The sequence below is a fragment of the Actibacterium pelagium genome (assembly GCF_002285415.1).
Taxonomy (GTDB): Bacteria; Pseudomonadota; Alphaproteobacteria; order Rhodobacterales; family Rhodobacteraceae; genus Actibacterium_B; species Actibacterium_B pelagium.
The window spans coordinates 308,062-332,588 of the sequence record NZ_NSBU01000005.1; the positions used below are offsets into that span (position 1 = coordinate 308,062).

Sequence of the window (24,527 nt, forward strand, 5' to 3'; positions counted from 1 at the left end):
GCATGGACGCGACCCCGATTGAGATACGGACCCATTTAAGCATCGCCGACATTCCGGCGGCGGAATGGGATGCCTGCGCCGCCCCCGAAACGCTCGAGGGCGGGCGACCGATTGATCCCTTCACGACACATCGGTTCTTGCTGGCGCTAGAGGAAAGCGGATCGGTCGGGCAAGGCACCGGCTGGCACCCGCAATACCTGACCGCCCATGCAGGCGAGGTCATGATCGCTGCTGCGCCACTCTATGCAAAGAGCCACAGTCAGGGTGAATATATCTTTGACCACAACTGGGCCCATGCGTTGGAACGGGCTGGCGGCCGCTATTACCCGAAGCTGCAAATCGCCGTGCCCTTCACGCCTGCGACGGGCCGACGATTCTTGACCCTTACGGGGTTTGAGCAAACGGGCCGGGCGGCGCTTGTTCAGGGGGCGGTGCAGATCGCGTCGAACAACAACCTGTCTTCGCTGCACGTGACCTTCTGCACCGAGGAAGAGGCCGAAGCAGGCCGCCAGATTGGCCTGATGCACCGAACGGGCCAGCAGTTTCACTGGCAAAACCGAGGGTACGCCGATTTTGATGCGTTTCTCGCCGACCTGTCGTCGCGCAAACGCAAAAACATCCGCAGAGAGCGCGCCCAAGCGCAGGGGTTCGGTGGAAACATCCTGTCACTGACCGGGGATCAGATCGAACCACAACACTGGGACGCGTTCTGGCGCTTTTATCAGGACACTGGTGCGCGAAAGTGGGGAAACCCCTATCTGACGCGTCGGTTCTTCGACATCGCGCAAGAAACGCTGCGAGACGACATCCTGTTGGTCCTTGCAGAGATGAATGGTCAGTATTTGGCCGGCGCACTGAACTTCATCGGGCGAGAGACGCTTTATGGCCGCTATTGGGGTTGCACGGCGCATTTCCCCTGCATGCATTTCGAGCTGTGTTATTACCAAGCGATCGACTACGCCATCGACCATGGTCTGCAAGGGGTCGAGGCCGGGGCGCAGGGCGAACACAAGCTGGCGCGTGGCTATTTACCGGTGACGACGCACTCGCTGCACTGGGCTGCCGATCCCGGGTTCGCGCAAGCGATTTCCGACTATCTAGAGGCCGAACGCGACGCGGTTTCAGATGAAATTGAAATCCTGACCGCCTATGGTCCGTTCCGAAAGACGCAAGAGGACGAACATGACTGACAAGATTTCCGAAGAAGAGCTGGCGTCACTTCTGGCGAACGGCTGGCAAAAAGTTGACGGGCGTGATGCGATCACTAAGACCTATGTCTTTTCGAATTTTGTCGATGCTTTTGGCTTTATGACTCGCGCTGCTCTGTGGGCTGAGAAGTGGAACCATCATCCGGAATGGACAAATGTTTACAAAACAGTAGAGGTCACTCTGACCTCACATGACGCGGGCGGAGTGACTGACCGCGACGTTAAGCTTGCATCCAAAATGGATACACTGTTCTGACCCGCTCAGACATTTGAATGACGGAGACCCAAATGGACACCATTGTCGAAATTTTGATCAACATTGGCTATGCGCTGGCGATAGGCCTAGGCGCGATCTGGGCCAGTGGCTTTGCCAAAAAGAAGATCGAGCAACTAGGCACCAAACACCAAGAGTTGGATGTCACGCTGATGCGCTTTTTCGGCAGCGTCGCCCGCTATGCCATCATCGTGTTGGCCGGTATCTTTATTCTCGGCCGCTTCGGGATCGAAACAACCTCGCTGGCTGCTCTGATCGGTGCCGCAGGTCTGGCCATTGGTCTGGCCCTGCAGGGGACTTTGTCGAATGTTGCCGCGGGCGTGATGCTGGTGGGCTTCCGGCCCTTCAAGGTCGGTGACTATATCGAGGCCGGCGGCCACGCGGGCACCGTATCGGCGATTACCCTTTTCACCACAGAGTTGACCACCCCGGACAACGTTCAAATCATCCTGCCGAACGGCGACGTTTTTGGCGCGCCCATCACCAACTTTTCCTATCACGACACGCGTCGCGTGGATTTCGTTTTTGGTGTTTCGTATTCCAGCGACCTGAAACTGGCCGAGGATACCATCCGCGCTTGTATCAAGGCCGATGCTCGGGCGCATACCGACCCAGAGCCTCTGGTGAAAGTGTCCAACCTTGCTGGCAGCTCGGTTGATTTCACGGTCCGTGTCTGGTGTGACCGCACAGAGTACTGGAACCTGAAGTTTGACCTGACCCGCGCGGTGAAAGAAGCGTTCGACGCCAACAACATCGACATCCCGTTCCCGACGCAGATGGTTATTCACCAGAACGAATACTCTCCCGAATAACGTCGAGGAATGCGTTAGTAGCAATGTTAAAGGGCCCGCACAGGAATGTGTGGGCCCTTATTATATTGGCGCTCGGCTACCTAGGTAGGCCGCATTTTTGAAGCAAGTGAGCCTGCACTTAAAGCGTTTCGAGGAATTTCTCACCGGTCGAAATATCACAGACGCCCGGATCATCGACGCTCACGGCGACGACTTCTCCATTGTCGACCAGCGCAGCGTAGCGGTTTGAGCGACCGATCAGACCCAGATGCGGGGCTGTGAAGGCCATTTCCAGCGCGTTGGTCAGCTGACCTTCGGCATCTGCAAGCATCGAGATGCCCGCTTCATCCGCGCCAGTCGACTTGGCCCAGGCCGTCATCGCAAAGGGGTCGTTGACCGCGATGCAGATGATCTCGTCCACGCCCTTTGCGCGATACTGGTCGGCGGTCTTCATGAAGCTGGGCAGGTGGATGGTGGAACATGGGCCGGTAAAGGCACCGGGCAGGGCGAAGACCACAACCTTACGACCGCTCAGGACGTCGTGCAGCTGAACATTCTCGGGCCCTTCGGCACCCATTCTGGTCATCCGCGCGTCAGGCAGTTTGTCTCCAACCGAAATTCCCATGGCTCTCTCCTTGTTGCATTGCCAATGTCTTTGTCACAGTTATAGGTTGCCCCTGCACCTGCGGCCAGAAAAGATGAGGATCATATGTCGGATATTGTCGTAATTGGCGCCGGACAGGCTGGATGCTCTTTGGTCGCGAAACTGCGGTCTTTGGGGCACGAGGGAAAGATCACCCTCATTGGGGAAGAGGGCGCGCCACCGTATCAGCGTCCGCCCCTGTCTAAGGCCTATCTACTTGGGGAAATGGACCGCGAGCGGCTGTATTTGCGGCCCGAACAGTTTTACGCCGACAATGGCATCGACCTGAAACTTGCCGACACCGCAGTTGCAATCGATCGCAAGGACAAGGTCGTTGTCGCAGGTGGAGAGGCCATTCCGTATGACAAGCTGGCACTGACGGTTGGATCCGTTCCGCGCCGCCTGCCGGGCGCCATCGGAGGAGAACTGCAAGGCGTCCACGTTGTGCGCACGCTGGCAGATGTCGACACAATGGCACCAGCTTGTGTTGAAGGTGCGCGAGTTCTGATCGTCGGCGGTGGCTATATCGGGCTTGAGGCCGCCGCAGTCTGTGCCAAGCTGGGGATGCAGGTCACGCTGATCGAGATGGCCGAACGCATCCTACAACGCGTGGCAGCCCCCCAAACCTCTGATTTCTTCCGCGATTTGCACCGGTCTCATGGCGTCGATATCCGTGAAGGTGTCGGTCTGGACCGCCTTCTGGGCGAAGACAAGGTAACAGGTGCCCTTCTGACAGATGGGACCGAGTTGCTTTTGGATATGGTCGTGGTCGGGATTGGTATTTCGCCAGTGACCTCAATCGCCGAGGCCTGCGGCATCGCGCTGGATAACGGGATTGCCGTGGATGAATTCGGTCGCACCTCGGACCCCGATATCTATGCGGCAGGCGATTGCGCATCCTTCCCCTTTGATGGGGGGCGTATTCGTCTGGAAAGCGTCCAGAACGCCATCGATCAGGCTGAAAATGTGGCGCAGAACATGGTCGGCGAAGACGTCGCCTATCACCCAGAGCCTTGGTTCTGGTCGGACCAGTATGATGTGAAGCTGCAAATCGCCGGGTTGAATACCGGTTACGATCAAATTGTGACCCGGGAAAAGGATGGGGCGCTGTCTCATTGGTATTATCAGGGTGACAGGCTTCTGGCGGTTGATGCGATGAATGCCCCTCGGGCCTATATGGTTGGAAAACGCTTGCTGGCGATGGGCAAATCACCTGCGCCGGAAACGATTGCCGATACCACGATCGTCATCAAAGACCTGCTGCGCCCATGAGGATCATCGCGGGGAAATTTAAGGGCATGGCCCTCGCCTCTGTCGGGAAGGGCGATGCCGGGGCGCATCTGCGCCCCACGACAGATCGTGTGCGCGAAAGCCTTTTCAATCTGTTGCTGAATGGCGGGTATGGCGATCCGGTCGACGGCGCGCGGGTACTGGACCTGTTTGCGGGCACCGGGGCCTTGGGGCTTGAGGCGCTGTCGCGCGGAGCGGCCCATGTCACTTTGGTGGATGATGGTGTCAAAGCCCGCAGCCTGATCCGCGAAAACATCGAGAAATGCCGTGCCCAAGGGGTGACCCGCCTGTTCCGCCGCGATGCAACGCGTCTTGGCGAAAATCGCGGGGTGGGGTTTGACCTGATCTTTCTTGATCCACCCTACGGCAAAGATCTTGGCGCAAAGGCCCTTGCCTCGGCCCAGTCTGGTGGCTGGCTGGCTTCTGACGCGCTGATCGTCTGGGAAGAAAGCACCCCCCAGACGGCGCCCGAGGGGTTTGAATTGCTTGATAGTCGCAAGTACGGCGATACCCATATCACGATCCTTCGCGCGCCCACCACTGACTAGCCCTCGTTTCTTAATCCTTTGGAAAGCCTCCCCGTGCAAAGAGTGCGGACAGATTTGTTTAGGTTTTTTCCAAAGGTGCAGAAGATAATGACAGACGTAGAACGGAAGATGATTGCGCAATCCCTGCCCGTCATTCTTCGGAACAAGGGACGGCTGCGCCAATCCTTTTTCCGGCATCTTTTTAAAGCCGTTCCCGAAGCCAAGGACCTGTTTAAACGCGACGCGGCGCACCAAGGGATGATGTTTGAACGAACACTGGTCGACATCTTCTATGCATGCACCCAGCACGGGGCGCTTGCCGCGCATGTTGACGACTTCGTCGGCCTTCACAAACGGTACCACTTTGAAGACCGTCACTTTATTGCCTGTGAAGACGCTTTGGTCGCGATGTTCGCGGATAGCATGCAGGGCCGGGATGAGTTGGAAAAGGACGTTCAGGCTTTGCTGCAAACACAGGTCCGGCATCTGGTGGCACGTTTCAAACAGCAATACCACTTAGCCGCAAAAGCGGCGTAGCCAGTCCGGCTGCCTTGCCTTTCCCAAAATCGTGACCCTTGAGTGACCGGTTTTGTGCTAATCTGGTCTTATGACCGACCTGTCCGGCCTTGCGGACAAGAAGTTCGCCTGCCCCGTGACAGGCCAACAATCTTGTTTGAAAGGAGAGGTTGGCATGGTTCAAACCATAGGAAATCCAGTATCTTGGGCCGGTGGCGCGTTGTTCGGTGCGTCAAAGCGGGTAGGCGAGGCGACCCGGTATCTGGCTGTACAAGACGCCGCCAAGCCCCGGATCCAAAAGCTGCAAACCGAAGACCTGCTGATGGCCTTGGTTATGGGCTTTCGCGATTTCACCGCCATGCGCACGGATGTGCTGTTTTTGGTGGTCCTCTACCCGTTCATGGGCGTCGCGCTGTCACTAATGGCGTTTAATGAGGGGCTTTTGCCTCTGATCTTCCCAATGGCCTCGGGCTTTGCCCTGTTGGGGCCGGTCGCGGCCATTGGCCTGTATGAGATGAGCCGACAAAGAGAGGCCGGACATGACATCGGATGGTTCAGCGCCTTGGGCGTTTTGCGATCCAAAATCCTTGGGCCGGTTCTGGTTCTGGGGCTTTACCTGTTCGCGATTTTCGGGCTGTGGATGTTCGTGGCTTGGGCCATTTACGCCACCACTCTTGGCCCGTTGCCACCCACCTCACTGTCTGGCTTTGTCACGGATATCCTGACGACGCAGGCGGGATGGGCCATGACGATCATCGGTGTTGCGGTCGGCGGGCTTTTCGCGGCCGTTGTCTTGATGATCAGCCTAACGGCGTTCCCGATGCTGATTGACCGGCGGGTCGGGTTGCCGGTGGCGGTGTCCATCTCGATCAAAGTTGCCAAGCTCAATCCGGTTCCGGTGGCTACCTGGGGGCTGATCGTCGCAATATCCATGGCGCTCGGATCAATCCCGGTGTTCCTTGGCCTTGTGGTCGTGATGCCGGTGCTTGGCCACGCAACATGGCATCTTTATCGCTCGGCGATCCGGTTTGATGAGGCACCGGCAGAGGACGTTTAAGGCGCGTCGACGCGGGCAATCCACGGTTTGATATCGACCAGCGGGGTGCCGTCAAAACAGTCGATCGCGTCGATCCCGATGCGACCGGCGTCAATGTCCAGTGAGGTGATGCTGACAACGGCCAGTGCGATTGGGTTCGGTCGCACGGGCGAGCGCAAAGAAAACGTTCCGCGCGGCCCTTTGTCGGAATGCCGTGGTGCCTGCAGCACAAGGTCACGACGTGCCTGATCCATCCAATAGAGCAGAATAATCCGGTCCCCTTCAGACAGGCCGGTCAGGGCCGGGCGATAGTCTGCATCCAGTTGGACGTGGAACTCTCCACCCCGTTCACGCGCCTGGGTCAGGTTGTGCGGGGCGGTGTCTTTTTGCCATGGGGAATAGATTTTGCCGATAAAGGCGACCGTAGGGCCTTCGACCTCGGCTGGGTCGAAGGGGAGGCTGACCTCCCCCTCTCTTTTTTCAAAGCTCATCAGAGCAGGCCAGCATGGGCCATTGCCGCGTCAAGCTGTGCGGCGACCGCGGGGGTGACCGTGGTCAGCGGGCTGCGCACTTCGTTCTCGACCATGCCCAGTTTGGACAGGGCGTATTTCGCGCCAGCAACGCCGGGTTCGGCAAAGATGGCGATGTGGAGCGGCATCAGTAGGTCCAGAAGCTCTAGTGCTTTGGCATAGTCACCCGCCAGCGTGGCCTCTTGGAACTCTGCGCACAGTTTCGGCGCCACGTTTGCCGTGACCGAGATGCAGCCGACGCCGCCATGGGCGTTGTAACCAAGTGCAGTCGCGTCTTCGCCCGACAGCTGGATGAAGTCGGTCCCGCAGGTGATGCGGGTTTGCGGCACGCGGCTTAGGTCGCCGGTTGCATCTTTCACCCCGACAATGCGTGGCAGCGTGGCCAACTCGCCCATGGTTTCGGGCGTCATGTCTACGACCGAACGACCGGGAATATTGTAGATGATGATCGGCAGGTCGCAGCTGTCATGCGCTTGCGTGAAATGCTCGATCAACCCGGCCTGAGTCGGTTTATTGTAGTAGGGTGTCACCACAAGCCCCGCCGCAGCCCCCACGCTTTTGGCGTATTGCATGAAGCGGATGGTTTCGACGGTATTGTTCGACCCGGCACCTGCGATGACAGGTACGCGGCCCGCTGCGGCCTCGACCACGGTGGCGACGACTTTCTCGTGCTCTTCGTGGCTTAGGGTGGGGCTTTCGCCGGTGGTGCCGACGGGGACCAGCCCGTGCGAACCCTGTTCGATCTGCCACTCGACCAGACGTTTGAGCGCGTCGAAATCCACTGCGCCGTTCTTAAACGGCGTCACCAGGGCTGGAATTGACCCTTTGAACATGACTCGCTCCTTTTCTGTTAGGCATCGGCGCTGAATCGCCGGTAATCGCGCGGACACTAGCGCCACGTCACGATAATGCCAAGTTCGTGTATTGAGTAGGGATCGCTAGACGCTACATTTTTACCAGACTCGGAATGGCGGACACCCCGATGGTTCGGATTTTTATGGCAATCACCGTGATTTACGCGCTGGCGGCGCCCGGTTGGGCGGCGTCGGTGACAGAGGTGATGGCTGCTGTACGGGCAGATAAATGGGATGAGGCGGCACAGCTGACCCGTCGCGATGATCTGATGCGCGACGTGGTGGACTGGCGGCGTTTGCGCGCTGGGGAAGGTGAGTTCCCCGAGTACCTTGATTTTCTGTCACGCAATCCCGATTGGCCGGGTCTGGCGCGTGTGCGCCTGCGGGCAGAAGAACGGATGCCGGATAATTTGTCAGCCGAGGCTGTTCTGGACTTCTTCTCGGCCGCCCCCCCGTCCAGCGGGGATGGCGCGACACGGTTGGCCTTGGCGTACCAAGCTTTGGGGCAACCTGAAGCCGCATCCGCCATCGCGGTTGAGACTTGGCAGACACGTCCCCTTACTGTTTCGGCACAATTGGCCCTGATGACGGTGTTTCCTCAGGACTTGAACCCGCATCACGAGGCGCGATTGGACGCGATGCTTTGGGCTGGGGCGTCAGAGTCCGCCCGACGGATGTACCCGCTTGTGTCGGACGGCTGGGAAAGGTTGGCAGAGGCCCGGATCGCGTTGCGCGAAAAGAAGAACGGGGTGGATGCCCGTATTGATGCCGTGCCATCGTCCTTGGCCGGTGATGCGGGCCTTGCGTGGGAAAGGTTCAACTGGCGTGCGAACAAGGGGCTGACCGACAGCGCACTGGAATTGCTGGAACAGAGGACAGGCTCGAAAGCCTCTCTTGGCCAGCCCGAGAAATGGGCAAAGCGGCGCGCGGTCTACGTGCGGCGTTTGATGCGGGACGGAGAGCACCGGCGCGCTTATCGGTTGGCCTCGCAGCACCACTTGCCGGAAGGGTCCAGCTTCGCGGATTTGGAATGGCTGTCGGGCTATCTGTCACTGCGGTTCCTGAACGAACCCTTGCAGGCGTTGCAGCACTTTTACCGATTTGAAACTGCGGTTCAGACACCGATCAGCCTTGGTCGGGCAGGGTACTGGCAGGGCCGGGCGCTGGAAGAGCTTGGCCAATCCGATGCCGCGCGAGAGGCCTATGCCAAGGGCGGCCAGTTCCAGACCAGTTTCTATGGTCAGCTTGCGGCAGAGAAAGCTGGAATAGCGCCGGACGTAACAATGGTCGGGCAAGGCGGTCTTCCTGATTGGCGGCATGCCGCATTTGCCAAGAGTGATCTGGTGACCGTGGCAAAACGATTTGCCGATGCCGGAGAGCGGAACTTGGCCGAATGGTTCCTGACCCATCTGGCCGAAAGCCAAAATGTTCTGGGGCAGGCGCAGTTGGCCGACATGGCGCTGGATTGGGGAGAGCCTCATATCGCGCTAAAGATTGCCAAACAGGCTGCGGGTCAGGGCTTTGTCCTGCCCGAACCCTATTTCCCGCTGACCGAGCTGTCCAAGGACAATCACGGCGTCCCGACAGAGCTGGTACTGGCCATCGCGCGGCGCGAAAGCGAATTTGACCCGGCTGTGACCAGCGGCGCAGGCGCGCGCGGGTTGATGCAGTTGATGCCGGGAACGGCGCGCGATGTCTCGCGGGATATCGGTGTGGGTTACAACCTGTCTGCCCTGCTTACGGACCCTCAATATAATGCCCAGCTTGGCGCGGCCTATCTAGAGCAGATGATCGAGAAGTGGGGCCCCAGTGTGGTTCTGGTGGCCGCGTCCTATAACGCGGGGCCGCACCGTGCGACGGCTTGGATCGAGAGGTTCGGCGATCCGCGGTCTTCCCGCGTTGATGTGATCGACTGGATCGAGCATATCCCCTTCACCGAGACCCGAAACTACGTCATGCGCATTGCGGAGTCCCTGTGGGTCTATGAAACGCGGCTGTCCGGAAAAGCGGGCCCCATCGGCCTGTCAGACACGTTGCGCAATGGGTTCTAAGCAGCTTTTTCCCGCCGCCTTGCGCGGATCAGGGTGAACATCCCCGCGCTGATGACAATTCCGGCACCGATGGCGACGTTAAGGCGAAGGACTTCTCCGAAGATCAACAACCCAAGTATCGTTGCAAAGACAAGTTGCAGATAGGCAAACGGTTGCAAGGCACTTGCCTCGGTCAGTTCATAGCAGCGGATCAGCAGCCAATGGGCGGTGGCCCCGGTGATGCACAGGGCAAGCATCCAGCCCCAATCGGTCGGCGTCATAGCCTCCCAATGCCAAAGGCCGATCGGCGTCAGAAGAATGGCCCCCACGACCCCGGTCCAGAAGAAACTGGTGGCGGTGCCGTCGAACCGCGCGGCATAGCGGTTCAAAAGCCCATAGAGAGCAAACATCAGGGCCGCGATCAGCGGGATGATTGCGAAAGGCGAAAAGACAGTCATCCCGGGCTGCAAGATCACCAGAACCCCGATGAAGCCGACCCCGATGGCGGACCACCGGCGCCAGCCGACTTTTTCCCCGAGAACGGGGCCCGAAAGCGCGGCTACCAACAGGGGGTAGGCGGCAAAGACGGCATGGCTTTCGATCAGGCCAAGGTGGACGAAACTTGTGATCATCACGCAAATCTCGCACGCGATCAGGGCTGCGCGGAAGATCTGCAGGAAGGGCCGTTTGGTGGCCGCGACCTTGCGCAGCCCACCGGCCTGTCGGGCGGCGAAAGCGATGACGAAGGCTGCGAAGAACCAGTAGCGGATCATCACGATCATGTAGACGTTATAGTGCCGCGCCAAGTGCTGAGAGATCGCATCCTGAAGAGCGAAGATCAGCATGGTCAGCGCCATGAGATATATACCTAGTCGGGTGTTCTGCTCTGTCATTGCGGTAGGCTCGCTTGGGTCATGTGGCGTTTGCGGCCAAAGCCAGGAGTGCGTGTGACGGTGAAGCCTGCGTCCTCTAGGCCCCGGCGCACGAAGCCTGCGGCGGTGTAGGTTGCAGCCGTTCCGCCTGCCGTGGTGTGTCGGGCGACCTGCGTCATCAAATCTGCATCCCAAAGCTCGGGGTTCTTGGCCGGGGAAAACCCGTCCAGAAACCAAGCATCTGCTTTGCCCACCCACGCGGGCAGGGTTTCGCGGGCGTCACCCAGAATGATCTCGGCTTCCAGCCCATCGCAGGAAATCCGCGTCTGACCGGTAGCCCATTGATCCAGAAACGGGTCTGCTACCGCGCGGGCCTCTGGGAAGGCCTGCAAGGCGCGATCAATCTCGGGCGCGCTCATTGGGAAGGCTTCAAAGCTGGTAAATCGCAACGGCCCGTCAATCCCCGCGTCCCGCCAGGCGATTAGCGCGGCCAGCATGTTCAGCCCGGTCCCGAAGCCCAGTTCGGCCACATGAAACCCTGGTGCAAACCGTGCAGGCAGGTCATTGCCCGACAGGAAAACATGGCGCGTTTCTTCCAGCCCGTTTTCCAGCGAGAAATACGGGTCGTCAAATTGGGTCGAGACCGGAATGGCGTCGTCTTTCCAGTCCAGAGACGCCTTTGGCTGGTTTGTGGGCATGGCATGGCCTATGGGTGTCAGAGGACCAAGACTTATCAAGGCGGGCGGCAATGGCAAGCATGGATGTCACAGTGATGGGGGCAGGGGTGTTTGGCCTGTCGGTGGCCTATGCCTGCGCGGCGCGTGGGGCTAAAGTGCGGGTCATTGATCCTCATGGTGTTGGCGCCGGGTCGTCGGGCGGCCTTGTCGGGGCGCTGGCCCCGCACGTGCCCGAGAACTGGAACGACAAAAAGGCCTTTCAATTCGACAGTCTCATCATGGCGGAAGGCTTCTGGGCCCGTGTGGCAGAGCTGTCTGGGCGCGACCCCGGCTATGCCCGGTCCGGCCGGTTGCAGCCCATCGCGGATGCACGCACGCTGGAACTGGCGCATCAACGGGCCGAGACGGCCAAGACGTTGTGGCAGGGTAAGGCGAGTTGGACCGTCCGCCCTAGATCAGAGTTCGACGACTGGGCCCCGCAAAGCCCGACAGGATACCTGATTCACGACACGCTGACCGCCCGCATGCACCCGCGCAATGCGTGTTCGGCCTTGGCCGGAGCGGTTGAAGCCCTTGGTGGCCAGATCATCATCGGTGATGCGCCCACTGAAGGGGCAGTGGTCTGGGCGACGGGCTATGCGGGTTTGCAGGCCCTGTCAGAGGAACGCGGCAAGACCGTAGGCAACGGGGTGAAAGGGCAGGCGATGCTGCTGCGGTTCGCGGCGCAGGACCGGCCTCAGCTATTCGCAGATGCGCTGCATATCGTGCCGCATGGGGACGGAACGGTCGCGATCGGCTCTACCTCAGAGCGTGACTTCGACGATTCAAAATCCACCGATATTCAGTTGGACGAGATCCATGCTCGCGCCCTTGCGGCCTTCCCAGTCCTGCAAGGAGCCGAAATCCTCGAACGTTGGGCCGGTGTCCGTCCGCGGGCCAAAAGCCGCGCGCCGATGTTGGGGGGCTACCCGGACCGCCCGGGCCATTTTATCGCGAACGGGGGCTTCAAGATCGGCTTCGGCATGGCCCCGAAGGTGGGGCAGGTCATGGCCGATCTTGTGTTGGACGGGCAGGATGCCATTCCAGAGGGGTTTCGGGTCGAAGTGAACCTTTAAGCTGTGGGTGCGGTCTCGACATCGCGCACTGGGTTCATCAGGCCGATCAGGGTTTGCAACCAGCATCCTCTTCGCCATAAATGGCGGGTCGGGCCGCCAACCATAGGATGACAATATGCCGAAACTATCTGCGCTGGATCATCTGGTTCTGACGGTCGCAGACACCGATGCAACTGTGGCGTTCTACACTGAAGTTTTGGGTATGGGGGTAGAGACATTCTACCCCGCGGATGGCTCGACCCGTCAAGCGCTGACTTTCGGGGTGCAGAAGATCAACCTGCACAAAGCCGGAGCAGAATTCGACCCCAAGGCGGCAAGACCCACCAAAGGGTCTGCGGACCTGTGTTTTCTTAGCGATACATCTATCGATCAATGGATTGAGGCTCTGGCAGAGCACGGCGTCGCCGTGATCGACGGTCCGGTTGCCCGCACCGGGGCGACAGGGCCGTTGCTGTCGATCTATATCCGCGATCCGGATGGGAACCTGATCGAGATTTCCAACCTTACCGCGTGATTTCGCGCTTCAGGTCTGCCATCAATTCGGCCAGTGCTTCGGCTTCTCGCGTTCCGGTCAGGTGCCCTTGGTCGTCAAATGCCTTTGCGCCGCCCCCGACCAGAACGGCTGGACCCTGAAGCAGGCGCGGGCGGAACGAATACAGCGCCAGACGCAAAGCGGCCTGTGTCATCAGGCCACCTGACGTCCCTGATGTCGCCGACATGATCGCCACCGGCTTGTCGCGGAACGGGCGGCCCTTGGTACGACTGACCCAATCCAGCGCGTTCTTCAGCACGCCCGACAGCGACTTGTTATATTCAGGTCCCGAAATGACGACCGCGTCGGCGGCGGTAATCTGATCCGCCAGCAACTGAACCTCGGCCGGAATGCCCTCTTTTTCGAGATCGCCGTCAAACAGAGGAAGGCGCAGGTTGGCCTGAACAAAACTGTCTGGCTCAAAGACTCGGGCCGCTTCGCGGACGAGCAAGCTGTTGATGGATGCCCCGCGCAGGGACCCGCTGATGCCAAGCAACGTTGTCTGAGACACTTGAAACTCCTGAACTGTCCGGGCGGAGGTTAGGCCAAACGAAGATCACGTCCAGTCGTTAACGGTTCATTTACAACGAAGGTGTCAGGTTTCTGCCCATGAAGAAGGTCCTGATCCCCATTGCCCTGACTATTCTTACCGCCTGCGATGCGCCCAGCCCCGGTATGAGCGGGGCAATCACGCGTGAGGTAACGGTCGAGGGAAGCACGTTTACAGTGCACCGTCTGGGCGACCGGGCTGAAGCGATCCGGACCAATTTCGAATTTCGTGACGGTGTGATGGCGCGAGGTCACCGGGCTATTGAATTGGCAACCGGATGCCAGATCGTACGCGGCAGTTTCACCGGGGATCCGGCGCTGATGAAAGCCAAGCTGAAATGCTAGGCCTCAGTACACTGCCATCTCTAGTTCCTTTTCCATGAAAAGGCTGGCGGGGTGATCGTCATAGCTGCCGAACCGATCCCGGGGTTCATATCCAAGCCGCTGGTACAGTTTTACAGCCGGTTCCAGTTTATCACCTGTCTCCAACCGCAAAACAGATAGTCCAATGTCCTTGGCGACCTGCTGTAGTTCAGCCAAGAGCGCGCGTGCCACGCCCAGACCACGGGCGTCTGGTTCGACATACAGGCGTTTGACCTCTCCATAATCACCCTCGTCTACCAGCGCGACGCAGCCCAAGGGGCACCCCTTGGTCCGGGCGACAAGGAATAGGCTGTTCGGGGTGTCCAGTTCTTCAGGAGAATACGAGAAGCATTCATCGGCGCTGTAGACCGCTTCCAGCGCAGACTGGCTGGCGGCGATCAGGGTTCGGCTTGAGGATGACAGGGGATGTTCGACGCGAATCTTGAGTGACATAGAGCTACCTTTGTTCACCTCCCTCCGGCGATTGATAATATTTTATGCAAAGGGGTCAATTCGAAACTGGCGCTTGTTTGGCGCAAAATTCTGCAGAAATAAGCGCGTAAATCTGCCTATATGTTGTGGATAACCTCCATTATGCCGCTATATCGTGGGTCTAAGCTTGACAGATGGCCTGCAGAATCCAGAATGATTGTGTTCTGGAATCAGTCATTGGACCCCTTCGTTGCGATTCTCTCGTCTAAAACTCAACGGTTTCAAAAGCTTCGTCGATCCGACCGACCTGATCATCGCCGATGGTCTGACCGGTGTGGTGGGACCAAACGGGTGCGGCAAGTCCAACCTGCTTGAAGCTTTGCGCTGGGTGATGGGCGAAAACCGTCCGACTGCGATGCGTGGCGGCGGCATGGAAGACGTGATTTTTGCGGGCGCTGCGACCCGACCCGCCCGGAACTTTGCCGAGGTCAGCCTGCAGATCGACAACTCGGAACGGCTGGCGCCGTCGGGGTTCAATGAGCAGGATATCCTCGAAGTCGTGCGCCGGATCACCCGCGATGCGGGCTCTGCCTACAAGGTGAATACCAAGGACGTGCGCGCGCGCGATGTACAGATGCTGTTTGCCGATGCCTCGACAGGGGCACATTCGCCGGCGCTGGTGCGGCAAGGCCAAATCTCGGAACTGATCAACGCCAAGCCCAAGGCTCGGCGTCGGATCCTTGAAGAGGCTGCCGGAATTTCCGGTCTATACCAGCGCCGGCACGAGGCAGAGCTGAAGCTCAAAGGGGCCGAGACGAACCTGGCCCGCGTCGATGACGTGATTGAGCAATTGGCGAACCAACTGTCGCAATTGGCACGGCAGGCGCGTCAGGCGGCACGCTACCGTCAGATTGGCGAGGACCTGCGCCGGTCCGAAGGTTTGTTGTTGTACCGCCGCTGGAAAGAGGCGGACGAGGCCCGACTTGCGGCCGAAGCGACGTTGACCGAACGCACCACGGCTGCCGCGCAGGCAGAAGCCGCGGCACGGCAGGCTGGCAAGGCTCGGCAGGCTGCGGATGACAAGCTCCCCCCGCTGCGCGAGGAAGAGGCGATCGCCGCAGCCGTCCTGCAACGTCTTCAGGTTCAGCGCGACACGCTGTCCGACCAAGAGGCGCGGGCGCGTCAAACGATTGAAACCCTGACCAGCCGGATCGACCAGCTGACCCGCGACATCGATCGTGAAAGCGGTCTGAATCGTGATGCGGGCGAAACCATCGAAAAGCTCGAGTGGGAGCTTGACCAGTTGTTGAAGGCGTCCGAGGGCCACGAAGAGGCCCTGGAAGCCGCAGCTGTCGAAGCGCGCGATTCCGGCTCGATCCTTCAGGACCGAGAGACGACCCTGTCAGAATTGACCGAAGACGTCGCCCGTCTGGCCGCGCGTCACCAGTCCGCGCATCGCCTGCTGACCGACACAACAAAGAACCTTGAGCGGAACGAAGCCGAGGCCAACCGCGCTCGTCAGTCCGTGGAAACCGCGCAAGAGGCGTTGAACACCGCAGAAGAAGCCGCCCAACGGGCCGCGAAGTCACAAGCCGAAGCCATTGTTCGCGCAGAGCAGGCTGAAAAGGCCCTGCAGGATGCCGACAACGCACGAGCCGAAGCGCAATCGCGCGAGGCTGAAGCCCGCGCCGAGCATTCCGAAGCGGAAGGCGAAGCCGGGGCGCTACGGGCCGAGGTCGCCGCTTTGGCGCGTCTGGTCGAGCGTGACACGGCTGAGGGCGGTCAGATCATGGACCAGCTTAGCGTCGAAGGCGGTTATGAAAAGGCGCTGGGTGCGGCGTTGGCCGATGACCTGCGTGCCCCGGAAATTGGTGGCGCGGACAGGTCTGGCTGGGCGGTTTTGCCGCCGCTGGACCAAGCCTTGCCGTTGCCGGGCGGTGTGCGACCGCTGTCTGACTATGTGAAGGTTCCTCCGGTGCTGGCCCGCCGCATGGCGCATATCGGTCTGGTAGATGCTGCCGATGGGCCGCGTCTGCAGGCTGCGCTGTCTCCGGGCCAGCGTCTGGTGTCACTGGAAGGTGACCTATGGCGATGGGATGGCTTCCGGGCTGGGGCTGAAGATGCGCCGTCAGCCGCGGCTTTGCGCCTGCAACAGTTGAACCGTCTGGTCGAGTTGAAGCGTGATCTGGAAGAGGTTGGAGCCCGTGCCGCAGGCGCCGCTGCGGCCCATGACGCGCTGACCAAACAGCTAAAAGAGCTGACCGAGGCCGACAAACGCGCCCGCGACGCGCGCCGCGATGCCGATCGTGCTGTGGCCGATGGTGGTCGGGCGCTGTCTCGCGCGGAAAGTGACCGCGCAATTGCCGCGACCAAGCTGGAAGGTGCAGAGCTTGCCGTCGCCCGCCATGACGAAGAAGCGATGGGCGCGCGCACGCAATTGAAAGAAGCGCAAGCCGCTGTCGACAAGCTGGCGGACCTCGACGAGGCCCGTGCCAAGGTGGAAGAGGTCAAGGTCACCGTGGAAGCCGCACGTATGACCATGATGTCCAAGCGCTCGGCCCATGACGAGCTGCGCCGCGAGGGCGAGGCCCGCACCAAGCGTCGCCAGGAAGTGACCAAGGAAATCAGCGGCTGGAAACACCGTCTGGAAACTGCTGGAAAGCGGATTGCCGAACTGGCAGAGCGCAAAGAAACCTCGGAAGAGGAACTGAAAACCGCCACCGCCGCGCCGGAAGAGATCGCTGCGAAGCGAGCCGAACTGGCCGACGCGATTGACGAAGCCGAAGCACGCCGCCGCAAGGCCGCTGACACGTTGGCCGAAGGCGAAACCGCTTTGCGAACTGCCGAACAGGCCGAACGTGACGCCGAACGCGCCGCGTCCGAGGCCCGAGAGGCTCGTGCCCGGTCCGAGGCTCGGGCCGATGCGGCCCGCGAAACCGTGGCCTATGCCGCCGAGCGGATCGAGGAAGAGCAAGAGACCACTCCGCAGGCCCTGCTAGAGCGATTGGATGCGGACCCGGAGAAGATGCCGGATGCAGAGAAGGTCGAGGCCGACGTTAACCGCCTAAAGCGTCAGCGAGATGCGCTTGGGGCGGTGAACCTGCGCGCCGAAGAGGACAGCAAGGAAGTCAGCGAAGAGCATGACAATCTGGTCTCTGAAAAGCAGGATCTTGAAGAAGCGATCCGCGCTTTGCGCAACGGTATTGCCAGCCTGAACCGCGAAGGGCGCGAGCGTCTGTTGACCGCGTTTGAGCAAGTGAATGACAACTTCTCGATGCTGTTCACGCACCTCTTTGGCGGCGGTGAAGCCAAGCTGGTACTGGTGGAATCCGACGACCCCCTGGAAGCCGGGCTAGAGATCATGTGCCAGCCACCGGGTAAAAAGCTGTCGACCCTGTCGCTGCTGTCCGGGGGCGAACAGACCCTGACCGCCTTGGCCCTGATCTTTGCCGTCTTCCTGGCCAATCCTGCGCCGATCTGCGTGTTGGACGAGGTCGACGCCCCGCTGGATGACGCGAACGTCACTCGTTTCTGCGACATGCTAGACGAAATGACCCGCCGCGCCGACACGCGCTTCTTGATCATCACGCACCACGCCGTGACCATGAGTCGTATGGACCGCCTGTTTGGCGTGACCATGGCGGAGCAGGGGGTCAGCCAGTTGGTGAGCGTGGATCTTAAAAAGGCTGAACAGTTGGTTGCGTAACAAGCGGATCGCCCCAAAAGCGCCGGATTGGTCCAATACTTCCCTTATTTGAGTGAAAAAGTCGCGATTAGTGAGTTTTTTAGTTTCTCTTGGATTCCCGTTTGGCAAATTTCAACGTTATGTTATTGGGGATGGGGTCTTATTTCATTTGCCCCCGGAAGGCGCAAAGTTGGAGTGTTAGTATGTCTGGTGAATTGAGTATTGAATACGTCGCAGTCGAAAACAAATTCGATGCAGGTAACTCTACTTTGAACCTAATCGATCAAACCACTACAAGCTACACAATCCAGTTTGCAGCAGATGCTGACCAAGATGGGGTCAATGATGATGGTGACCTTTTGTTGGAATATGTCGATAATGGTGATCCGAAAAGCGCAGGCCCAGATCCCGACACTTCAATCTACATAAATGGCAGCGGCCCCTACGAAGTAGGCTTCATCGCCGAGGGTGATTTGCCTGTTGATGGCAAGGTCCCGGTAGGAGATCAGGGAACGACCGTTGTGAAAATCGTAGTTTACGATTATCCGAACGAGGGCGATGAGTTGAAGTTGATTTTATCGCCCGACGGCTCAATCACTGATTGGACAGGTTATGGCAACGGCAACATCACACTTGTGCCGAGCACCACTGACACCTTCGTTTGTTTTCAGCGCGGAACCTTGTTGCAAAGCAAGGACGGGTTGGTACCGGTCGAGCAACTAAAGATCGGTGATTTGATTGAGACTGCAACTGGTATTTTGGCTGCGGTGCGTTGGGTCGGGTCTAGGGACGTGTCTTTGGTTGAACTTCTAGGCAACCCGAATGCACGCCCCGTTTGCCTTCCAATAGGCGCTCTCGGCAATGGAGTTCCGACCACGGACCTTTGGGTTTCGCCACAGCACCGTGTGCTGGTCCAAGGGCATCTGGCCGAAACACTTTTTGGTGTGCCAGAGGTATTTGTCGCAGCCAAGCATCTGGATTTTGGTGATTTGGCCAAGGGAAAGAGGCGCCCTTCCGAGGTGGAATATTTCCACATCTTGCTGGACAAACACGATGTGCTGATTGCCAACGGTGCCCCGGCCGAAAGTCTGTTTCTGGGCGATCAAGCGTTGACTATGCTGTCGGACGAAAGTCTTGCAGAGATTGAGGCACAATTTCCGCGTGATCAGCATCCCGAATTGTGGAGCGGGAAGGTGTCTGCCCCGACCCTAAATGCAGACGAAGCGGCTGTGTTGTCTCAAGCTTTATGCGCGGATTTGCAAAATGCAAAAGATGGCGCCGTGGCAGCTTAAGTTGCGTTTATCAGGTTAATATTTAGCATTTGTTAAGAAATTGAAGGCGGAACAGGTTTATTGTTTCCGTCTTACCCAGGGTAATGAACTAGCATATGTCACCTAGGCGACATATGCGGGACACACTAATTGCCCAACTTGTATAGGGTACACTATCTGTCGGTTTAGGAATCGCGAGACGCATTTTCGTCAAGGCTGTGGTTCCTGTTGAGTGGAGATATAAATGAGTGAATTTCTTGTCTGGTCAGCAGGCCTGCTTGCGCTGGTCATGGCTGACAAGATCGCGCCAAGCCTAGCAATGGTGCTTTGAGCGGTCGTATTAATCAGAATTTAGTGAACGGTTACCGAGTATCGTTTTGAGAAGGCCGGGGCACAGGACCCGGCCTTCTTATATTCGGGAAACCCCTATATGCGCGACAACAACGATTTCGTGGGCCAAGCGTCTGCTGGCAGTCCAAGATTTTGCTGTTCCGCCTGAACTGCGGCGCGGGTGCGCGCGCCCAGAATGCCGTCCACTTTACCAACATCATGTCCACGTGCTTGCAGGCGGCGCTGAAGCTCTTTCATCTCGGCCCCGCTTAACCCGGCCTCTGGGGAGCCAGCATCGAAAATCGACGCGCCCTCTAACCTTGTCGCGAAGTAGGCGGCGGTAGTGACATAGACGAAGCTTTGGTTCCATTCGAAATAGACGTCAAAGTTCGGGTAGGCCAGAAAGGCCGGACCATTGCGCCCCATCGGCAGCAGGACAGAGGCCTTGAGTTTCGACGACCCCAGCTTGCCCTCGCGTGGCTTTACGCCAAGGCGCGCCCATTCACCGACGGTTTTGGTTTTTCCCAGCCCAGTTTCCGACCAGTTCAGGTTTGATGGGACCTTGATCTCTTGCAGCCATGGTTCGTTCTTGCGCCAGCCTAAATGAGACAACATCTTTGCCCCTGACATAAGGGCGTCAGGTGCCGACGTTTTCAGGCTGACTTTCCCGTCGCCATCACCGTCGACGCCGTTGGTCAGAATGTCATGGGGCAGCATTTGAACCATGCCGATCTCGCCGGCCCATGCGCCTGTGGTGCGGGCGGGATCAAAGTTGCCCTTCTCAAACAATTTCAGAGCCGAGAAAATCTGTGGGCGGAACAGTTCAGGCCGTCGGCAGTCATGGGCAAGGGTCACCAGCGCATTCAACGTGTTGTAGTCGCCTTGAACCGCGCCATAATCGGTCTCAAGCGCCCAAAATGCCAGAAGCACTCCGCGCGACACCCCGTAATCCTTTTCGATCCGGTCAAAAATCGCGTCCCACTTCTTGGCATTCCGGCGCCCGTTGTCGATGCGGTTCTGGCTGATGATCCGGCGCGAAAAGGTGATGAAATCAAGCTGGAACACGCCCTGAGCCCGGTCTGCCCGAATGACTTTGGGATCTTGCTTCACGCTAGAGAAGAACCGATTAACCGACTTGCTGGAGTGGCCCATAGACCGTGCTTCAGACTTCAGACCCGCAACGAAATCCGAAAAGCTACCTCCGCAATTCGCATTTGCAGGCAGGCTAAGGGCCAAGGAAAAGGCAAGGCTAACGGCAATGCGCATCGGGGTCTCCGCGTTTGTTTGGGCAGAGAGTATCAGCCTGACTTCTTGGGGCAACAACGAAGCGGTCATATGCTCTGAAGGGGCTGAATTTCGCAAGTTTGGTGAGAAGGGTCGGGTTTTTGAAATTTTGAAAAATGGCAATAGTCTCCAAAAAAATGCCTAAGTCACGATTTAGGTATCCTTTGGAAACATGTTTATACACTTATGCTCCGCGGGCTTTGAGTTGTGTCGGTAGTTGATTGGTTGAATTGAGAGGATTGAGGGATGAATGCGTGTTGGAAGGCATTTGCCCAAGAAGAAGATGGCGCAGTCACCGTGGATTGGGTGGTTCTGACGGCCGCGGTTGTCGGTTTGGCTTTGTTTGCGGTCGTTTCAGCAAAAAACGGGTCAACTGCTTTGGGTACCAAAATTAATACTTACATGCAGACAGCGATCACTGTTGGTGGCTCGACTGGCGGTTAACGGCAGGCATTGACCGAAGCTCATGTGAGAGTTGATCCTACCGATTATTGATTTCAGTATGGTGCAATAGGGGCTTCCGAGAGGCCCCTTTTTGTTTTCCAAAGATCGGCAGCCAGAGTTTTGGCTGGGAATCAAGCTCGGCCGACGGGGTGGCTGCAAAGAATTTATAATATCCAAACAAAGGGTTAATGGCTTGTGCCGCGAATTGAGGCTGGAGGTGCCAAACTCCGGCCCGATTTCTAATCTTAAGTAGGTGTCAAGGGTGAGTTGGGCAGCATTTTACTAAGTTCGAACTGATTGGACGAAGTGATGACTGTAACGAATGGCAATAGACTTTGGCGCTTTCTGAAGGACGAGCGTGGAGCTGTAGCGGTTGATTGGGTCGTGTTGACCGCCGCTGTCGTCGGGCTGGGCATCCTAGTAGTTGCGGGGGTTTCGTCCGGAACAAACAACCTAAGCCTCAAGATACAAACGGCTCTGATGGACATGGAAGTGTTAGAGGTCGTAACTTCGTTCAGCGTCGGCGCGGCCCTATCATCACGCTATGGCACCGAGGCAGAGTATCAGGCACTTGTTGGTCGGGCGCAAAACTTCATGGATACATTGGGTGTTGAAGCAACGGTCAATGAGGTCGAAAGCTATTTAGCTATTTCCCAAAACTCTGCGGGCGGAGATGCGGTAATGATTGATGCCGTGGGCGTCGGGATCCAGGTGCTTTCCGATGCAGGCCATGACGTCGGCTCTGAACTGCAGGCGTCTTATCAAAGTGAATATGACCGCTGTGTGAGCAGTGGCGCGGCCTGTGCAAATAGCGCGGGAAGCTGACGTTTCGTAGGCCCGCCCGTCCACTAAAGGCGCTGAGGCTGGTCGCCAGCGTAATGTCAGGTTATCGCCGCAACATCGTCCCCAGCTGAATTCCCCCGAGTATTCGCGAGCAATTAAGTGTCGCCTACCCGTCATTTGGCCCGCGATCTTGAAAGAAATTCTCTTTCAGGTCGAAAGTTATGCAAATTTCGCCACAAAGCTGCCCAATTCCTATCCTTAAGGATAGTTCAGTGCGAATTTAGTTTGGTTTTCGGTATCGGAGGGGAAAAATGATCCGGAATTTTAAGCGGTTTTTGAATGACGAAAGCGGCGCAGTCACGGTGGACTGGGTTGTGTTGACAGCGGCGATTGTTGGCCTGGGAATTGTGGTTATTGCCGTGGTTTCCGGCGGAACGAATGGCCTTTCCGAAAAGATCAATAGTACCCTAGCGGCGATGGGGGTTGGTGAGGCGGTCGCCGCTGCGTCATCGGCCTTCGAACGGGGCAGCCTTCTTGGCACATTTTTTCAAAACCCTGACACACAAGAATTTTACCAAGACATACATGCGTCTAATGTGGAAATCTACGGTGCTGAGGCGTATGCGGCGCAACTCGGAGATGACATGCAGTCCGCAATAATAGACCTTGAGGCTGGCGGAAACGGTGGCTATGGAGATAGTGTTGACTACTATGGACTAGGCGTTGAAGCTATGTCGAATGCAGGCCACGACGTAAGTGGTTTAGCCGAGCAGTATGATCAATATTATTCTGCTTGCGCAGCCAGCACTGCTTGTTCTGGCGGTGTCTCGTAATCAACCTGTTAACCAAAAAGACCTGCGGCCCTGTCATGTCCTTGATGGTAGGGCCGCCTGAGACTTCGGAACATATCTGTCCAAAGATATGTTAGGATATCCCCTAGTAATTAAGGTTTTTGATTAGTCTTAAGGGGGATTCCTGTATGAATGCGGTATTTCAGGCATTTGTGGAAGACGAAGGTGGCGCAGTCACAGTGGACTGGGTCGTACTGACAGCGGCGATCGTCGGGCTGGCCATTTTCGTTATCTTTTTGGTTCGGGGCGGGGCTGGCGCCTTGGCCACCAAGATAAGCAATACATTGGCGAACTCGATCACGGTTGGAACCACTGGTGGATAGTTAAGGGCCGCCCTAACTATTAAACAGGCGCCAATTCTATTGGTCCCGGTCAGCTTGTTACGCGGGCTAATTCGGCGTGGATTATCGACGTCGATTGCTACTGCAAATCCGCGAAAGCACCCTGCAGGCGTGCAACTGCGTCCTCTACCCGCGCCCTTTGGGTGCCCAGATTAAAGCGCAGGAAATTCTCTCCACCAATGCCCAATCCCGCGCCCGGAGTTGTGACTATCCCGGCTTTTTTAAGCACGCGATCACTGAATTCCGATTGCGACATGCCTGTGCCTTCGAAATCGACCCATGCCAGATAGGTCGAGGCCTGCGGCATGACCGTCACCCCCGGGATCGCGTTCACACCTTCGCTGAAAACGGCAAAGTTTTCAGAAAGATAGGGGTTCAATTGATCAACCCAAGCCGCGCCGGCTTTGGAATAGGCCGCGATGGTCAGCACATATCCCAACAGGTTCGGCTGAATCTCCATCATCTTGTAATAGTCGGCGAACCGCGCCCGCAGGGTGGCATCAGGGATCGTCACTGCCCCAAGGCGCGTGCCCGCGACGTTGAAGGTTTTCGAGGCCGAAGTCAGCATCACCAGCTTGTCCGAAATCTGGGGGATCGCCGTCGCCGTCGGCAGGTGCGTCGTTCCGGGGAAGACAAGGTCGTGGTGAATCTCGTCGGAAACAAGGATCAGGTCGTGCTTGTCGCAGAAGGCGGCAAGTTCGTTCAGCTCGTCCTGCTCCCAGACCCGTCCGGCCGGGTTATGGGGAGAGCAGAACAGCACCATCTTTTCGCGCCCGGTCAACAGGGTCTCGTACCGTTCGAAATCCATGCGATAGATGCCGTCGACGATCTGCAGAGGAAACTCTGTCACGTTGCGTTTGCCTTTGCGGATCTTGGCCGCAAACTCGTGATAGACTGGCGAAAAGATCGCAACGTGATCGCCGGGATCGGTCATGGCTTGCATCAGCAAGGCCAGTGCATTGCCCAGCCCGAAGGTCGAAAAGCTGTTCGCGGGGTCCACGGACCAGCCATGTCGGTCCTGCATCCACTGGGCCGAGGCCTCTAGCGCCGCATCGCGTTTGTGGAAATAGCCGTAATAGGCGTTGCCCATGAGCCCCTTCACCGCGTCCTGCAGAAAGTCAGGTGCCGCGAAATCCATGTCTGCAACCCACATAGGCAGTGCGCCTTTGGCGTCCGGACCAAAGAAGTCAGGTGCGCCGTCCCATTTGGTTGAGTTCATACCAAGGCGGGTGATGGGGTCGTCAAAATTCATGGGGGTCTCCGTCATTCGCGCTGACGCTAACGGAATCTGCGTCAGGT

Annotated in this window: 25 protein-coding genes; 16 read left to right on the forward strand and 9 right to left on the reverse strand. The window is 58.1% G+C overall.

The window, feature by feature from the left end:
- Nucleotides 1-2 precede the first annotated feature (2 nt).
- Genes CLM58_RS06455 through CLM58_RS06465 form a run of 3 tightly spaced genes read left to right on the forward strand, consistent with a single transcriptional unit; the run spans nt 3 to nt 2,294 of the window.
- Complete coding sequence (locus CLM58_RS06455) at nt 3-1,190, forward strand: GNAT family N-acetyltransferase (protein WP_095595107.1); 1,188 nt, start codon at nt 3-5, stop codon at nt 1,188-1,190.
- Nucleotides 1,183-1,464: a 4a-hydroxytetrahydrobiopterin dehydratase gene (locus CLM58_RS06460; RefSeq protein ID WP_095595108.1), complete on the forward strand. Its 282-nt coding sequence runs from the start codon at nt 1,183-1,185 to the stop codon at nt 1,462-1,464. Before CLM58_RS06455 ends, CLM58_RS06460 begins: the two co-directional genes overlap by 8 nt.
- Nucleotides 1,465-1,481: 17 nt before the next feature.
- Nucleotides 1,482-2,294, forward strand: a complete 813-nt coding sequence (locus CLM58_RS06465; protein ID WP_095595109.1) for a mechanosensitive ion channel family protein — start codon at nt 1,482-1,484, stop codon at nt 2,292-2,294.
- A gap of 118 nt (nt 2,295-2,412) precedes the next feature.
- Here CLM58_RS06465 and CLM58_RS06470 read toward each other — a convergent pair whose 3' ends face one another.
- Nucleotides 2,413-2,898 carry a peroxiredoxin gene (locus CLM58_RS06470; protein ID WP_095595110.1) on the reverse strand — a complete coding sequence of 162 codons (486 nt, stop codon included), beginning with the start codon at nt 2,896-2,898 and terminating at the stop codon, nt 2,413-2,415.
- Nucleotides 2,899-2,982: 84 nt separating this feature from the next.
- Between CLM58_RS06470 and CLM58_RS06475 the strand changes: the two genes are divergently transcribed.
- The 4 genes from CLM58_RS06475 to CLM58_RS06490 all read left to right on the forward strand — a co-directional run bounded on the left by CLM58_RS06475 (nt 2,983) and on the right by CLM58_RS06490 (nt 6,306).
- Nucleotides 2,983-4,188 (forward strand): NAD(P)/FAD-dependent oxidoreductase, encoded by a 1,206-nt coding sequence (locus CLM58_RS06475; RefSeq protein WP_095595111.1) that lies wholly within the window; start codon nt 2,983-2,985, stop codon nt 4,186-4,188.
- Entirely contained in the window at nt 4,185-4,754 is a 570-nt protein-coding gene (gene rsmD / locus CLM58_RS06480; protein ID WP_095595112.1) for a 16S rRNA (guanine(966)-N(2))-methyltransferase RsmD, read from the forward strand. The genes CLM58_RS06475 and rsmD overlap by 4 nt, the downstream gene beginning before the upstream one ends.
- An 87-nt stretch (nt 4,755-4,841) precedes the next feature.
- A complete protein-coding gene (locus CLM58_RS06485) occupies nt 4,842-5,270 on the forward strand; it encodes a globin domain-containing protein (RefSeq protein WP_095595113.1) in 429 nt (142 codons plus the stop codon).
- Between the two features lie 154 nt (nt 5,271-5,424).
- Nucleotides 5,425-6,306, forward strand: coding sequence for a DUF2189 domain-containing protein (locus tag CLM58_RS06490; RefSeq protein ID WP_095595226.1), 882 nt, complete (start codon nt 5,425-5,427; stop codon nt 6,304-6,306).
- Here CLM58_RS06490 and CLM58_RS06495 read toward each other — a convergent pair.
- Both CLM58_RS06495 and dapA read right to left on the reverse strand, forming a co-directional pair.
- Nucleotides 6,303-6,776 carry an SAM-dependent methyltransferase gene (locus tag CLM58_RS06495; protein ID WP_095595114.1) on the reverse strand — a complete coding sequence of 158 codons (474 nt, stop codon included), beginning with the start codon at nt 6,774-6,776 and terminating at the stop codon, nt 6,303-6,305. The two genes, CLM58_RS06490 and CLM58_RS06495, sit on opposite strands and share 4 nt — an antisense overlap.
- A complete protein-coding gene (dapA, locus tag CLM58_RS06500; RefSeq protein ID WP_095595115.1) occupies nt 6,776-7,648 on the reverse strand; it encodes a 4-hydroxy-tetrahydrodipicolinate synthase in 873 nt (290 codons plus the stop codon). The genes CLM58_RS06495 and dapA overlap by 1 nt, the downstream gene beginning before the upstream one ends.
- A 134-nt stretch (nt 7,649-7,782) precedes the next feature.
- Between dapA and CLM58_RS06505 the strand changes: the two genes are divergently transcribed.
- Nucleotides 7,783-9,720: a lytic transglycosylase domain-containing protein gene (locus CLM58_RS06505; RefSeq protein WP_095595116.1), complete on the forward strand. Its 1,938-nt coding sequence runs from the start codon at nt 7,783-7,785 to the stop codon at nt 9,718-9,720.
- Here the strand turns inward: CLM58_RS06505 and CLM58_RS06510 are convergent.
- Together CLM58_RS06510 and mnmD are read right to left on the reverse strand one after the other, a co-directional pair.
- Entirely contained in the window at nt 9,717-10,592 is an 876-nt protein-coding gene (locus CLM58_RS06510) for a DMT family transporter (RefSeq protein ID WP_095595117.1), read from the reverse strand. The genes CLM58_RS06505 and CLM58_RS06510 overlap by 4 nt on opposite strands.
- A complete protein-coding gene (gene mnmD / locus CLM58_RS06515; RefSeq protein WP_095595118.1) occupies nt 10,589-11,269 on the reverse strand; it encodes a tRNA (5-methylaminomethyl-2-thiouridine)(34)-methyltransferase MnmD in 681 nt (226 codons plus the stop codon). Before mnmD ends, CLM58_RS06510 begins: the two co-directional genes overlap by 4 nt.
- A 50-nt stretch (nt 11,270-11,319) precedes the next feature.
- Between mnmD and CLM58_RS06520 the strand changes: the two genes are divergently transcribed.
- Both CLM58_RS06520 and CLM58_RS06525 read left to right on the forward strand, forming a co-directional pair.
- Nucleotides 11,320-12,363: an NAD(P)/FAD-dependent oxidoreductase gene (locus CLM58_RS06520; protein WP_095595119.1), complete on the forward strand. Its 1,044-nt coding sequence runs from the start codon at nt 11,320-11,322 to the stop codon at nt 12,361-12,363.
- Nucleotides 12,364-12,478: 115 nt separating this feature from the next.
- A complete protein-coding gene (locus CLM58_RS06525; protein ID WP_095595120.1) occupies nt 12,479-12,877 on the forward strand; it encodes a VOC family protein in 399 nt (132 codons plus the stop codon).
- On the opposite strand, the gene CLM58_RS06530 is transcribed toward CLM58_RS06525, so the two are convergent.
- A complete protein-coding gene (locus CLM58_RS06530) occupies nt 12,867-13,406 on the reverse strand; it encodes an NADPH-dependent FMN reductase (protein ID WP_095595121.1) in 540 nt (179 codons plus the stop codon). The two genes, CLM58_RS06525 and CLM58_RS06530, sit on opposite strands and share 11 nt — an antisense overlap.
- Nucleotides 13,407-13,504: 98 nt before the next feature.
- Between CLM58_RS06530 and CLM58_RS06535 the strand changes: the two genes are divergently transcribed.
- The gene (locus tag CLM58_RS06535; protein WP_095595122.1) at nt 13,505-13,789 is read left to right on the forward strand and encodes a hypothetical protein; all 285 of its coding nucleotides are present in this window, start codon (nt 13,505-13,507) and stop codon (nt 13,787-13,789) included.
- 3 nt (nt 13,790-13,792) lie between these two features.
- Here CLM58_RS06535 and CLM58_RS06540 read toward each other — a convergent pair whose 3' ends face one another.
- Complete coding sequence (locus tag CLM58_RS06540) at nt 13,793-14,260, reverse strand: GNAT family N-acetyltransferase (protein ID WP_095595123.1); 468 nt, start codon at nt 14,258-14,260, stop codon at nt 13,793-13,795.
- 229 nt (nt 14,261-14,489) lie between these two features.
- On the opposite strand from CLM58_RS06540, the gene smc reads away from it, so the two are divergent.
- Together smc and CLM58_RS06550 are read left to right on the forward strand one after the other, a co-directional pair.
- Nucleotides 14,490-17,945 (forward strand): chromosome segregation protein SMC, encoded by a 3,456-nt coding sequence (smc, locus tag CLM58_RS06545; protein ID WP_095595124.1) that lies wholly within the window; start codon nt 14,490-14,492, stop codon nt 17,943-17,945.
- A 182-nt stretch (nt 17,946-18,127) separates the two neighbouring features.
- Nucleotides 18,128-19,216, forward strand: coding sequence for a Hint domain-containing protein (locus tag CLM58_RS06550; RefSeq protein WP_158221864.1), 1,089 nt, complete (start codon nt 18,128-18,130; stop codon nt 19,214-19,216).
- 405 nt (nt 19,217-19,621) lie between these two features.
- On the opposite strand, the gene CLM58_RS06555 is transcribed toward CLM58_RS06550, so the two are convergent.
- A complete protein-coding gene (locus CLM58_RS06555; protein ID WP_095595227.1) occupies nt 19,622-20,791 on the reverse strand; it encodes a lytic murein transglycosylase in 1,170 nt (389 codons plus the stop codon).
- Nucleotides 20,792-21,550: 759 nt separating this feature from the next.
- On the opposite strand from CLM58_RS06555, the gene CLM58_RS06565 reads away from it, so the two are divergent.
- The 3 genes from CLM58_RS06565 (at nt 21,551) to CLM58_RS06575 (ending at nt 23,210) form a co-directional block, all read left to right on the forward strand.
- A complete protein-coding gene (locus tag CLM58_RS06565) occupies nt 21,551-22,078 on the forward strand; it encodes a Flp family type IVb pilin (protein WP_158221865.1) in 528 nt (175 codons plus the stop codon).
- A gap of 269 nt (nt 22,079-22,347) precedes the next feature.
- A complete protein-coding gene (locus CLM58_RS17470; RefSeq protein ID WP_373286802.1) occupies nt 22,348-22,869 on the forward strand; it encodes a Flp family type IVb pilin in 522 nt (173 codons plus the stop codon).
- A 146-nt stretch (nt 22,870-23,015) separates the two neighbouring features.
- Complete coding sequence (locus CLM58_RS06575; RefSeq protein ID WP_095595128.1) at nt 23,016-23,210, forward strand: hypothetical protein; 195 nt, start codon at nt 23,016-23,018, stop codon at nt 23,208-23,210.
- A gap of 97 nt (nt 23,211-23,307) precedes the next feature.
- Here CLM58_RS06575 and CLM58_RS06580 read toward each other — a convergent pair whose 3' ends face one another.
- The gene (locus tag CLM58_RS06580; RefSeq protein ID WP_095595228.1) at nt 23,308-24,480 is read right to left on the reverse strand and encodes a MalY/PatB family protein; all 1,173 of its coding nucleotides are present in this window, start codon (nt 24,478-24,480) and stop codon (nt 23,308-23,310) included.
- Between the last annotated feature and the right edge of the window lie 47 nt (nt 24,481-24,527).